This is a genomic window from Chryseobacterium sp. CY350, from assembly GCF_027945075.1.
GTDB lineage: Bacteria > Bacteroidota > Bacteroidia > Flavobacteriales > Weeksellaceae > Chryseobacterium.
The window spans coordinates 2,579,120-2,593,102 of record NZ_CP116034.1; the positions used below are offsets into that span (position 1 = coordinate 2,579,120).

Genomic DNA, 13,983 nt, shown 5'->3' on the forward strand with positions numbered 1-13,983 from the left:
AAAACCCTAGCCCCGATTGTAGTGGAAATCCTTTTTTGCTAAAAAAAGATTGCAACGAAAAGCGGGATTAAGCTCCTAAAAAATTGATTTCGGGGAAACTGTTTTGAGTTTGAAATATCACACAATAAAAAACCCGAAATCTTACGACTTCGGGTTTTGATATATCATTGTACTGTTATTCTAAGAATGTACCAAACCACGAAGCCTTACCACCATGAGTGGCAAACCGAAAGGAGAATTATGATCTAATTTGAACATTGCTTCGCTGTTTTTTAATTGGTTAAACTTGATTTTCAGGTGCAAAGATAGATTAATTTTGATTCTGACAAATATTTTTCGAGAAAATTCATAAAAAACCCTGAATAAATATTTTTATTCAGAGTTTATATTGTAAAATTTAGTTTTAATCTTTAGAACCAAGATCATCCATCGTATCTTCCATTCCTCTGGATTTTGTACTGTATGTTCTTTCGGAGTCTAAGAAGTATAAATTATGTCTTGCTTTAGCGATAATTCCGTTGTATACATCTTCCGGAAGCCCAGCTGTATCTGGTTTTTCTTCGCTAAAAGATGGTTTGTTATAAATCTTCAAAGCACCGGATTCATCAAGAATTTTTTTCGCATTTTGTGCTTCTGTGATATCTGATGTATAGACGATCAGGTTAATTTTCCCGACGCTCTCTCTGCTATATGCATCCAACATTTCGTTATCACTTACAAAAACATGATCCCAAAAACTTTTCGTCTTTTCATCGTCCTGATAATTGTCTGCTGTGGAATCGTCTTGCAGATTAGATTTAGAAACAATGATATCCGCTTCATTAAATCCGTTATTCATTAATTTTGATTTGATTTCCTCTGTATTTACACCTGACGGAAATACTGAAACTACTGTATAAGCCATAATAATTTGTTTTGGTTATGCCTAACAGTACAAAACCTATGCAAAAGAGCTTCTCAAAAAATATCTTAACTTAAATTTAATTTTTTATATGATTGTAGATTTCACTATTTAATTAACTTCACTTAAAAACCTATTAAGAATATCTACTGCACATTTTGGAAGATTCGTTCCGGGACCGAAAATAAAATCTGCTCCATTTTGGTAGAGAAACTCATAATCCTGTTGTGGAATTACTCCGCCAACAACAATGGTAATATCGTCTGCCCCAAGTTTTTTCAATTCTTCAACGACTTGCGGAACCAAAGTTTTGTGACCCGCTGCCAATGATGAAACTCCCAGAATATGGATGTCATTTTCTACCGCCTGCTTAGCAACCTCTTCTGGAGTCTGAAATAAAGGAGCTACATCAACGTCAAAACCCATATCAGCGAATGCAGTGGCAACTACTTTCGCACCACGATCATGACCATCCTGTCCCATTTTTGCGACCATGATTCTTGGGCGGCGACCTTCTTCTTCCTCAAATTTCTGTGTGAGCAAAAGCGCTTTTCCAAAATATTCATTTTTACCTGCATTCATAGCGTAAACTCCCTGTATTGTTCTGATGTTGGCTTTATAACGTCCGAAACTTTCTTCCATCGCGTCACTCATTTCACCTAAAGTAACTCTTCGGCGGGCTGCCTCAATGCATAATGCCAACAAGTTTTTGTCTCTGCTGACTGCGGCATTTCTTATTTCTTCAAGAATTTCTTCAGCTTTTTCCGGATTTCTTTCTAATTTAATTTTTTCCAGTCTTTCGATCTGTTTTCTGCGAACTTCAGTATTATCAATGTCTAAAATATCGATTGGGGTCTGCTTTAAACTTGACCTGAAAGAATTGACACCAATAATAAACTCTTCGCCGCTGTCTATTTTTGCCTGTTTTCTTGCGGCTGCCTCTTCAATTCTCATTTTTGGAATTCCGGCTTCGATGGCTTTGGTCATTCCGCCTTCTTTTTCTACCTCATCGATATACTTCATGGCTTCTTCGATCATCTGCTGAGTCATGGCTTCAACCAAATTACTTCCACCCATCGGATCTACCACATCACAAATTCCGCTTTCCTGCTGTAGAATAATCTGAGTATTTCTAGCAATTTTTGCTGAGTAATCTGTAGGAAGTGCAATTGCTTCGTCCAAAGCGTTTGTATGTAAAGACTGCGTCCCTCCTAATGCTGAAGATAAGGCCTCAATTGCAGTTCTGGTAATATTATTAAAAGGTTCCTGCTCGGTTAAAGACCACCCGGAAGTTTGGGAATGTGTTCTTAAGGCCAAAGATTTAGGATTTTGAGGATTAAATTGCTTTAAAAGTGTCGCCCAAATATATCTCGCCGCGCGCATCTTAGCAATTTCCATAAAGTGATTCATCCCGATTGCCCAAAAAAATGAAAGTCTCGGAGCAAAATCGTCGACGTTCATGCCAGCTTTTATTCCTGTTCTTACATATTCTAAACCATCAGCAAGTGTATAAGCCATTTCCAAAACCGGTGTTGCTCCTGCTTCCTGCATATGATATCCTGAAATAGAAATCGAATTGAACTTTGGAATATTCTGAGCCGTATATTCAAAAATATCTGCAATGATTTTCATGGAAGGTTCCGGCGGATAGATATAGGTATTTCTTACCATAAATTCTTTCAGAATATCATTCTGAATAGTTCCTGAAAGCAAATCATGAGCAATACCCTGCTCTTCTGCGGCAACGATATAAAATGATAAAATCGGCAAAACGGCACCATTCATTGTCATAGAAACCGAAATTTCATCTAAAGGAATCTGATCAAACAAAATTTTCATATCTTCCACAGAATCAATCGCAACTCCGGCTTTTCCAACATCACCTACCACTCTTGGATGATCAGAATCATATCCTCTGTGCGTGGCGAGATCAAATGCAACCGAAAGTCCTTTCTGCCCTGCAGCCAAATTCCTTCTATAAAAAGCATTAGACTCTTCAGCCGTGGAAAATCCTGCATACTGACGAACCGTCCACGGTTTTTGCACGTACATTGTAGAATATGGTCCTCTTAAATAAGGTGCAATTCCCGGAGAAGTCTGCGTAAGAAATTGGTTTTTAACATCTTCTCTCGTGTAAGAAGACTTCAATTCTAATCCATCTTTTTCAAATGGATAGATTTCTGTCTGCTTTTCTGATATACTAAATTGGGGATTTTTGTTTTGAATTTCCCTTCTCATGAGTTCTGATTTAAGATTTTAAAAATAAGCATTTTTGGGATAACAAATCTGTCTTAGTTTTCGTATAAAAAAGCGACTTTGCATCGCTGCAAAATCGCCTTTTAATTCAGTTATGTTGTAATTATTTTTCAAGCTTTTTAATTCCCATTTCGAACAAAGCAAAAGAAATAAGATCTGCATTTTCACTGATAACCTGATCGGTCGCCCTTCCTGCTCCATGACCAGCGTTCTTCTCAATTCTAACCAAAATCGGGTTTGCACATTTCTGTTTTTCCTGTAATTCTGCACCGAATTTAAATGAATGCGCCGGAACTACTCTATCATCGTGATCACTTGTGATAATCATTGTTGAAGGGTAGCAAGTTCCTGTTTTTACGTTATGAACGGGAGAATACGATTTAAGATAATCAAACATTTCTTTATTATCTTCAGCAGTTCCGTAATCGTAAGACCAGCCTGCGCCTGCGGTAAATTTATTGTATCTTAACATATCTAAAACGCCAACTCCCGGGAAAGCAACTCTTGCCAAGTCAGGACGCAGTGTCATCGTTGCACCAACTAAAAGTCCACCATTCGATCTGCCGGAAAGTGCCATATATTCTTTTGAAGTATACCCTTTGGACTGTAAATATTCACCAGCTGCGATGAAATCTTCAAATACATTTTTCTTTTGAAGTTTGGTTCCTGCATCATGCCATTTTTTACCATATTCACCACCGCCTCTGATGTTTGGAACGGCATAAATCCCGCCATTTTCCATCCAGATTGCATTGACTACTGAGAAAGATGGTTGCAAACTGATATTGAAACCTCCATAAGAGTACAGCATCGTTGGATTTTTACCGTCAAGTTTGATCCCTTTTTTGTAATTGATCATCATTGGAACTTTTGTCCCGTCTTTTGACGTGTAGAAAACCTGTTCTGAAACATAGTCTTCAGGGTTAAATTTCACTTTTGGCTTTTGATAAACTTCAGATTTTCCGGTATCTGCATTAAATTTATAGGTCGTTCCCGGCGTAATATAATTGCTGAAAGAATAATACATTTCCTTCTCTTTTTCTTTACCGCCAAATCCGCCGACATTACCTTTTCCAGGCAAAGATATTTCTCTGATCAGTTTTCCGGTTTTGTCGAATTGTTTTACTTTATCAATCGCATCAACCATATAGGTTGCAAAGAAATAACCACCACCCGAAGAGATTCCCAATACGTTTTCTGTTTCAGGGATAACATCTTTCCATGTTTGCGGAGACGGATTTTGGATAGTCGTTTTAACCAAACGCATATTCGGAGCATCTTTATCTGTAAAAATAAAAAGATTGTCGCCTTCTGTATCCACCAAATTTACGTTGATATCAAAGCCTTTGTTGATTTGAACGAAATCACCGCCTTTCTTTAAATCTTTAATGTATAATTCATTTCCATTAGTAGCATTCGCTGCCGAAATGATTAAATATCTCTGATCTTCAGAAACACCTGCTCCCAAATATCTTCGTGGCGTTTTATCTCCCCCGAAAATCAATTGATCTGCTGATTGTTTTGTGCCTAATTTGTGGAAGAAAACTTTATGTTTATCGGTCATTCCTGATAAAACTGTTCCTTCTTTCGGCTTGTCGTAACTTGAATAGTAGAAACCGTCATCACCCAACCAGGAAATTCCGCTAAACTTAACGTCTACGATGGTTTCATCGATTTGTTTTTTTGTAATTGCATCGATGATGATGATTTTATTCCAGTCGCTCCCACCTTCTGAAATTGCATATGCCGCTAAATTTCCTTTTTTGTTGAAAGACAAACTTGAAAGCGACGTTGTTCCTTTTTCTGAAAATTTATTTGGATCTAAAAAAACTTCAGTATTTTTTGTCTTGTTATCTGTTCTGTACAAAACAGATTGCGCCTGAAGACCGTTGTTCTTATAATAATAGGTATAATCTCCTTCTTTAAAAGGCGCGCCAATTTTTTCGTAATTCCAGATGTCTGTCAACTGATTTTTAATTTGCTCTCTGAATGGAATTTTTGACAGATAATTCTGACTGAAAGCTACCTCTTCATCCACCCATTTTTTGGTAGCTTCAGAATCGTTTTCTAAATCTCTATACGGATCTGCAACGGCAGTTCCAAAATATGTATCTGTTTGATTTCCTTTTACTGCTTTAGGATAATTCATTTTTTGAGAATAAAAAGTGGCTGAAAACAATACTCCAGCTGTTAATAAGAATGGTTTGAAATTCATTATGACGGGTTTTCTCAAATTTAAGAAAAGTTAGGGGAATAAAAAAAATAGAAAATAGACCAACCTATTTGAGTGAATTTTTTTAAATCAACAAAATCTGTTAGTTGAATTATAACTAAATTAAGCATTTTGCATTCCGACATTTGTTTTGTAATCAAATAACAATACCGAAAGTCTTACCGAGTCGATTTGAAACAAATCATACTATTGTTTTGTTTCCCACAGTTGTTTTGTAACAAAACAAAAACGACGAAAGTCTTGCCGAATTAGTTTGAAACATATTAAAAAGTTGATTCGTTTCCCACAGTTGTTTTGTAACAAAACGAAAAAAAGCTCCCGATTTCTCAGAAGCTTTACAATATTTTTAAAAGAAAAAATTAATAATTCTCCTCTTCACCTTTCATTTTCTCAGCATTTTCTGCCATAATTACAGCATCAATCATTTCTCCAATATCTCCATTCATGTAGGCATCAAGATTGTACATCGATTTGTTGATTCTGTGATCGGTAACTCTTCCCTGCGGATAGTTGTAGGTTTTGATTTTTGCAGAACGGTCACCGGTAGAAACCATCGATTTACGCTGTGCAGCAATATCTCCGACAGATTTCTGAACTTCAATATCATATAATTTGGTACGAAGCATTTCCATTGCCAACTCTCTGTTGGCCAACTGAGAACGAGCCTGCTGACAAACAACCACCATTCCTGAAGGTTTGTGCGTCAATTGTACTTTTGTTTCAACCTTGTTTACGTTCTGTCCACCCGCTCCACCAGAACGTGAAGTCTGCATTTCGATATCGGCAGGATTTAGTTCAAAATCAATTTCTTCAGCTTCCGGTAAAACAGCAACGGTAATTGCCGAAGTATGCACCCTTCCCTGAGATTCGGTTTCCGGAACACGCTGTACACGGTGAACTCCAGATTCAAATTTCATGATTCCGTAAACACCGTCACCTTCGATCTTTAAAATCAATTCTTTATAACCTTTCGCGGCTTCGCTGGAATCTGTGATTTCATGTTTCCAGCCTTTTGTTTTAAAGAACATTGCATAAGCTCTATAGACATCTTCCACAAAAATAGCAGCTTCGTCGCCACCTGTTCCGGCACGAAGTTCTACGATGACGTTTTTATCATCTGTAGGATCTTTGGGAATCAAAAGAACTTTTAACTCTTCTTCCAAACCGGGAAGTTTTGCCTGAGCTTCTACTTTTTCTTCTTTAGCCATATCTACCAAGTCTCTGTCTGAACCATCTGCAATGATTTCCTCAGATTCTGCAATATTATCTAAAGCACCTTTATATTGATTGTAAACGTGTACAATTTTTCCTAAATCGCTGTATTCTTTATTGAGTGAAGAATATTTTTTCTGATCCGAAATTACGTCTGGCTGTATAATAAGGTCTGCAACCTCATTATATCTTTGTTTTATAGCTTCTAATTTTGGAATTAATGACTTAGACATATTAAAAATTTAGTATGCAAAGATACGGATTTGATGATTAATAAAAAAAGCTCATTTTCATGAGCTTTATATTGTTTTTGATTTTACTGAACAATCATTTTCTGAATGGCAACTCCGTTATCTGTTTTTAGATGAACAAGATAAGTTCCTGCAGGATAATTGGTTCTTAACTCATAGATTCCGTCTTCATTTTTTAATTTAAACGAATCCATCTTTTTACCACTCATATCGTATATGGCGATTTCTCCGTTTTTAGCTTTGTGATAAATTAATTTAGCTAAACCGTTTTTCACAGGATTATCTGCAATCTGAAGAGACAATCTTTTATCTAAATTTTCTTCAGCAGTAGATAAAGTAGTAAACGGATTTCCAAAAATTCTGAATTCTCCAGGCTGAAGTGTAATCGGAGCAGTTGTGGAAGTAACATTGAACGCTGTATTATCCATTAAATTCTGCCATTGCCCTACAAAAGGAAAATAAGGAACGACATTTTTTGCCGATGTATCATAGTTTGCCAAAACAACTACATTTTTAACTCCCGCTGTCAGCAAAGGATCATTGATATAAATTCTGGTAATCAAACCATTCGGGTCGTTGGCCAGATTATTAGACTCAACAGTATATGTTTTTGATTTAAAAACCGGATGAGAATTTCTGATATTAATAATCTGCGCCCAAGTATTGTAGATTGCTTTTCTGTTGGTATTGGTATCATAACCCAAGGTGAATGCAACAGGTTTTTCATCTGTACGGCAATTGTTATTAATCGCACCATCTGCACATCTGTTGATGCTGAATTCGTAACCCAATTCTCCAAACTGCCAAATCATCTTAGGACCAGGAATCGTAAAAAATGTAGCTCCGAAAGTTTTCATTCTTTCTAAAGACGTATTCAGATTGGTCACATTATATCCTCCGTTTACCGCTCCATAAGCAAGATTTTTAAACATTAATCTTTCCTCATCATGACTTTCACCATATCCAACTGCATGCATATTAGAAAAACCGTGGAGCTCGTGATCCATTCGATCAAAATTACTGTTCTGGCTATATCCCATTGTGTTCTGATTATAAGAACCCGTCTGATTATTCCATAGCATCACGCCTTTTCCTTCTGCCACTCTATAATTTGCCCACTGCTGCTCTTCGGCATCGGTTCCAAGATGTTCAAAAATCATGTATGAAGTAGGATCGATAGCCCATTGTTTGTCTGCGTAGTCTTTCAGAATATCAACTCTGTCCTGCTGATAAGCATTGGTACAAGTTTCATCGTTTGCGGTACAGTTTTGCGTAAATCCTTTAGTTAAATCCCAACGGAAACCATCAATTTTATATTCAGTTAACCATTGTTGTAAAGTTCTTTCCACATAATATTTCGTAGCCAAACTTGTATGGTTAAAATCATTAAAAACATTATAAGAATGCTTAGGAACGGTATTGAAATATGGATTATTTGGTGCAACATCACCGTAACCGTCACCATCCGGATCTACATTCCAAAGTCTAACCAAAGGAGATCTTCCTGTTGCATGATTAAAGGCAACATCTAAAATAACAGCAATCCCATTTTGATGGCACAAATCGACAAATTCTTTAAATTTCTGTGGCGTTCCGTAAGCTTTGTCTAATGCATAGTGGAATGACGTATTATATCCCCATGAAAGATTTCCTTCAAATTCCATAATCGGCATCAATTCAATTGCATTGATTTTCAAATCTTTAAGGTAATTGATTTTATTAATTAAAGACTGCCAGTTTTTTTCCTGTGTGAAATCTCGCAATAATAATTCATAAACGATTAAATTCTCTTTATTGGGTCTGGCAAAATTCGTCACCTGCCAATTGTAAGGAGTTTCTCCTGTTTTAAACATTGAAACTTCAAACCCTTGTCCCGAAGGAAACGTAGGCAAAGCCGGATAAGTAGTTGCAGAAATAAACTGATCATCATAAGAAGACAAAATCTGCGGAGAAAAAGGGTCTGCCACCTTTCTCAAATCGTTGGTTCGATATTGAAAAGTATATAATTGCTGCGGAGTTAATCCGCTCAGTTCGATCCAGTACAAATCAGGATTTGTGGTGTCTCTTTTCATTAAATAGGCATCATTCACCGCCCAGTTGTTGAAACTTCCGATCACATGCACGAAACTTTTAAAGGGAGCATATAAAGCCAAACCAACTTTTGTATTGTCTGTAGGATTATAATTGATCCCCTGTCTGATCCAGCTCGGAATCGCCTGCGAAACAACATTTCTCGGAACCTGTAATATAAAAGTGGAATTTTTTACCGTTGAACCCGCAGTCGCGATCAATTCCATATTTGCATCTGCTGCAACCGTGTAGCTGTAGCTGTAAGACGATGACGGTGTTGAGGTAGAATTTACTACGGTTCCATTTGCTTTTAATTGAAAAGTAGCATTAATACTGGTGGTCGCCGTAATGTTGATTGCATTTCCTGTAGGAACTGAAGTCAAACTATTTGCTGCAGGATTTGTTAAATTTAAATTTAACGTTCCGACATTCACAAAAATATCGGGTGAAGTCTGGTGATTTCCTGTTTTTGTTTTTAAGAGAAAACCAAATCGCCCAATCCCTGTTCGTCCATAAAAGGTTGTTGGGGTAAATGTTAAAGAATAAGTATCTGTTCCTGAATTATAAGACAGCTTGTTTAATTCGTTAGAGTTCGTCCAGCTCCCATTGGTAGGGCAGTCCTGACTGTTTGCATAGTTCTGATCTAATGACCACGACCAGATGTAAATTGCATTATTGGCAACTCCCCACGCGGTTTCATCAATCTGATTACCGGGAACAGATAATGTAATCTGATCGGTTTCGTTAAAAGGATTAGGCGTAATCGTATAAGTTATCTGTGCCGATAGTACACTCGTTATCAACAGATAAAATAAAAAATATAGTTTTTTCATTTAGTTTAATTTTAATAAAAATAGAATAAAATACTTAACAAAATGATAAAAATTTAGATTTTATTATTCGATGAATACAAAAGCCTGAAAAATCAATGAAAGGATAATGCATTATTATACCATTATCCGTTACATTCACAAAATAAGAATACTTAAAGCTCCATAATAGTTGATTATCAATTAAATTTAATGATAAAAAAAGTATTTAAAACTTCAATACGATCATAATAAACTATCACGTCTTCATTAAAAAGAAAAACCACCGATAAATCGATGGTTTTATATATGTTGTTTTGCTATGATATCACTTTTTCAGAATTAAGGTGAAAAAGCGATGACATTCAATTAATGATGTCCGTGATTGTGCCCGTGGCTATCGTGTAAGAAAGGACCGTGACCTTTAGGTTGGTTGAAAATTACTTCAGCGCCTTCTTGCTCTGTAATTAGTTTTCTTCTGATATCTTCAGGATCGAAAGGCTTTACCTTACCGAAATATTCCTTTAAACCTTCTGTTAACCACAATGGGATCACAAAACCAAAAAACATAAAAATACACCAGAATCCCACTAGGAACATTGTAACAAAGTAAATTGTCCAAAGGAACTGATAAAACGGCCAAAATGCTGATAACATCATCTTTCTTATAGATTTTAGGCAAAAATAGGACTTTTTTCTTTTTCATCAAAAGATATAGAACCTAAATTTTGCAATTTATTATTATTTTAAACTAATTAATGTAGATATTAGAAGTTAGATGTCAGATGTTAGACTACAATTGCTACTCTAAAATTGCTGCATATAACTTTTAAACCTAAATTTAATGCGCAAGATTTGCGAAGAAGTCATTTCCTTTATCATCGGTAATGATGAAAGCAGGGAAATCTTTTACTTCAATTTTTCTTACTGCTTCCATTCCTAATTCAGGGAAATCAACCACTTCGACTGACAGAATATTTTCTTTCGCCAAAATAGCAGCGGGACCACCAATTGAACCGATGTAGAAACCACCATATTTATGACATGCGTTCGTAACGTCTGCTGTTCTGTTACCTTTTGCGAGCATCACCATACTTCCGCCGTGACTTTGGAATTCGTCTACGTACACATCCATTCTTCCCGCAGTTGTAGGTCCAAAACTTCCTGATGCCATTCCTTCCGGCGTTTTTGCAGGTCCTGCGTAATAAATCGGGTGGTTTTTGAAATATTCAGGCATTGGTTGTCCGCTGTCTAATAATTCTTTGATTTTTGCGTGAGCGATATCTCTTGCAACAATCAATGTTCCGCTTAATTTTAATCTAGTTTTGATTGGATATTTTGAAAGTTCAGCTAAAATCTCAGACATTGGTTTATTCAGATCAATATCAACTGCTGCCTCCAAATGTGGCGGTGTTGCAGGTAAGAATCTTTTAGGATCCTGCTCCAATTGCTCTAAGAAAATGCCTTCTTTGGTAATTTTCCCCTTAATATTTCTGTCTGCCGAACAAGAAACTCCCATCCCAACCGGACAAGAAGCCGCGTGACGAGGCAATCTGATTACCCGAACATCGTGTGTTAAATATTTCCCGCCAAACTGAGCACCGATTGCACTTTCCTGACAGATTTTCTGAACTTTTGCTTCCCATTCCAAGTCTCTGAAAGCCTGTCCCGCTTCATTTCCTTCGGTCGGAAGATTGTCATAATATTTTGCTGACGCTTTTTTAACCGCTGCTAAATTTGCTTCGGCAGAAGTTCCTCCAATTACCAAAGCCAAGTGATAAGGCGGACAAGCTGCTGTTCCTAAATCAGAAATTCTCTCTTTCACAAACGCTTCAAGAGATTTTTCGTTTAGTAAAGATTTTGTCTTTTGATAGAGGAATGTTTTATTTGCAGAACCTCCACCTTTCGTTAAGAATAAAAACTCGTAGTAATCTCCTTTTTTAGCATAAATATCAATTTGCGCAGGAAGATTTGAACCTGAATTTTTCTCGTCAAACATCGTCAAAGGCACAACTTGAGAATATCTTAGGTTCCTTTTTTGATAAGTATTGTAAATTCCTTTGCTTAAATATTCGCCGTCTTCAACCCCGGTGTACACATTTTCACCTTTTTTTCCCATCACAATCGCCGTTCCTGTATCCTGACAAGAAGGCAAAGCACCTTCCACGGCTACAGCAGCGTTTTGCAATAAATTATAAGCAACGAATCTATCGTTATCAGTGGCTTCAGGATCATCAATAATTTTTTTCAAACTTGCCAAGTGCGAAGAACGAAGCATAAAAGAAACATCCGCCATCGCTTCTTCAGCCAATAGCTCAAGACCTTTCGGATCGATGGTTAAAATTTCTCTTTCGCCATGTTGCTCAACTTTCACATAGTCTGAAGTCAATTTTTTATAAACCGTATCATCTTTTAGAATCGGATACGGATCCTGATATTTAAATTCCATGTTGCTTTTATTTCGGTGCAAAAATACAGCTTACTCAAAAAAACATGATTAAAAATCATTAGTTGAAATTGATATTTATAATGATTATAAATTGCGAGGTTTTTATTCATTGTTTAACTTTATCAATTGAGGCGAAGGTCGAGATTAAGTTTCAAATCAATCTTAAACTCAACCTTAGATCAACCTTTAATAAAACAATTTCACAATGAATTACAGAATAGAAAAAGACACCATGGGTGAAGTGCAGGTTCCTGCAGACAAGTTTTGGGGCGCACAGACAGAGCGTTCGAGAAACAATTTCAAAATCGGTCCGGAAGGTTCTATGCCCCATGAAATTATCGAAGCGTTTGCATACTTAAAGAAAGCTGCAGCATTTACAAATTCAGATTTAGGAGTTCTTTCTGCTGACAAAAGAGATATGATTGCACAGGTCTGCGAAGAAATTCTTGAAGGAAAATTATACGATCAGTTTCCTTTGGTAATTTGGCAAACCGGTTCCGGTACACAGTCGAATATGAATGTAAATGAGGTAATTGCCAATCGTTCTCACGTAAATGCCGGTGGAACTTTAGGCGACAAAACTGAAGTTCACCCAAATGATGATGTGAATAAATCTCAGTCTTCCAATGACACGTATCCTACAGCAATGCACATTGCAGCATATAAAAAAGTTGTTGAAACGACCATTCCTGCGGTTGAAAAACTAAGAGATACCTTAAAAGAAAAATCAGAAGCTTTTAAAGATATTGTTAAGATCGGAAGAACGCATTTGATGGATGCAACACCCTTGACTTTGGGTCAGGAATTTTCAGGATATGTGGCTCAATTGAATTACGGCGTAAAAGCTTTAAAAAACACATTACCACATCTTTCTGAGCTTGCTTTAGGCGGAACCGCAGTTGGAACTGGTTTAAATACACCTCAAGGTTATGATGTGAAAGTAGCAGAATACATTGCGAAATTCACCAATCTTCCTTTTATCACGGCAGCAAATAAATTTGAAGCTTTAGCAGCTCACGACGCGATTGTAGAATCTCACGGCGCCTTAAAACAACTGGCGGTTTCTTTATATAAAATTGCTCAGGACATCAGATTACTGGCTTCAGGACCGCGTTCCGGGATTGGGGAAATTCATATTCCTGAAAATGAGCCGGGTTCTTCCATCATGCCTGGGAAAGTAAATCCTACACAGAACGAAGCCTTGACGATGGTTTGCGCGCAGGTTTTAGGAAACGATACTACGATCTCATTTGCAGGAACTCAGGGAAATTATGAACTCAATGTTTTCAAACCGGTGATGGCTTACAATTTCTTACAATCTGCTCAGTTGATTGCAGATGCATGTATCTCGTTTAACGATCATTGTGCAGTCGGAATTGAACCTAATATGGAAAGAATCAAAGAGCTCGTAGACAAATCTTTAATGTTGGTAACAGCTTTGAACACGCACATCGGTTACGAAAATGCTGCTAAGATTGCAAAAACTGCACATAAAAACGGAACGACTTTAAAAGAAGAAGCGATCAATCTTGGCTTTGTCACTTCTGAACAGTTTGACGAATGGGTGAAACCCGAAGATATGGTGGGAAGTTTGAAATAAAATTTTAACCTAATTTTGAAACATTAAGGAAAGTTAAGTGGTTAAGTTTTATTTAAAAAAAAAATCAAATAGATTTAGATAAGTAACCTCCTTAATGATAAAATTAATAATTAATAAAAACTCCGTGGAAATAATTTCTACGGAGTTTTTTTTTAGTTTAAAAATTCAAAAATCATTACAAAACTGTTTATGTTCTCGGAAA

8 protein-coding genes are annotated in these 13,983 nt (G+C 36.6%); 1 reads left to right on the forward strand and 7 read right to left on the reverse strand.

The genetic code is table 11. The features are described from left to right. Positions 1-403 precede the first annotated feature (403 nt). The 7 genes from PGH12_RS11905 to PGH12_RS11935 form a co-directional block, all read right to left on the reverse strand. Positions 404-904 (reverse strand): hypothetical protein, encoded by a 501-nt coding sequence (locus PGH12_RS11905; RefSeq protein ID WP_267596705.1) that lies wholly within the window; start codon positions 902-904, stop codon positions 404-406. 108 nt (positions 905-1,012) lie between these two features. After that, entirely contained in the window at positions 1,013-3,139 is a 2,127-nt protein-coding gene (scpA, locus tag PGH12_RS11910; protein WP_267596704.1) for a methylmalonyl-CoA mutase, read from the reverse strand. A 121-nt stretch (positions 3,140-3,260) separates the two neighbouring features. Continuing rightward, the gene (locus tag PGH12_RS11915) at positions 3,261-5,306 is read right to left on the reverse strand and encodes a prolyl oligopeptidase family serine peptidase (protein WP_267596703.1); all 2,046 of its coding nucleotides are present in this window, start codon (positions 5,304-5,306) and stop codon (positions 3,261-3,263) included. Between the two features lie 443 nt (positions 5,307-5,749). Beyond that, positions 5,750-6,835, reverse strand: coding sequence for a peptide chain release factor 1 (prfA, locus tag PGH12_RS11920; protein WP_267596702.1), 1,086 nt, complete (start codon positions 6,833-6,835; stop codon positions 5,750-5,752). Between the two features lie 83 nt (positions 6,836-6,918). Beyond that, positions 6,919-9,756, reverse strand: coding sequence for an alpha-amylase family glycosyl hydrolase (locus PGH12_RS11925; protein ID WP_267596701.1), 2,838 nt, complete (start codon positions 9,754-9,756; stop codon positions 6,919-6,921). A 345-nt stretch (positions 9,757-10,101) separates the two neighbouring features. Continuing rightward, positions 10,102-10,392 carry a hypothetical protein gene (locus PGH12_RS11930; protein ID WP_267596700.1) on the reverse strand — a complete coding sequence of 97 codons (291 nt, stop codon included), beginning with the start codon at positions 10,390-10,392 and terminating at the stop codon, positions 10,102-10,104. 181 nt (positions 10,393-10,573) lie between these two features. After that, on the reverse strand, positions 10,574-12,181 hold the full coding sequence (locus PGH12_RS11935; protein ID WP_267596699.1) for a fumarate hydratase: 1,608 nt from the start codon (positions 12,179-12,181) through the stop codon (positions 10,574-10,576). Positions 12,182-12,386: 205 nt separating this feature from the next. Here PGH12_RS11935 and fumC point away from each other — a divergent pair, with 205 nt between their 5' ends. Further along, the gene (fumC, locus tag PGH12_RS11940) at positions 12,387-13,781 is read left to right on the forward strand and encodes a class II fumarate hydratase (protein WP_267596698.1); all 1,395 of its coding nucleotides are present in this window, start codon (positions 12,387-12,389) and stop codon (positions 13,779-13,781) included. Positions 13,782-13,983 lie beyond the last annotated feature (202 nt).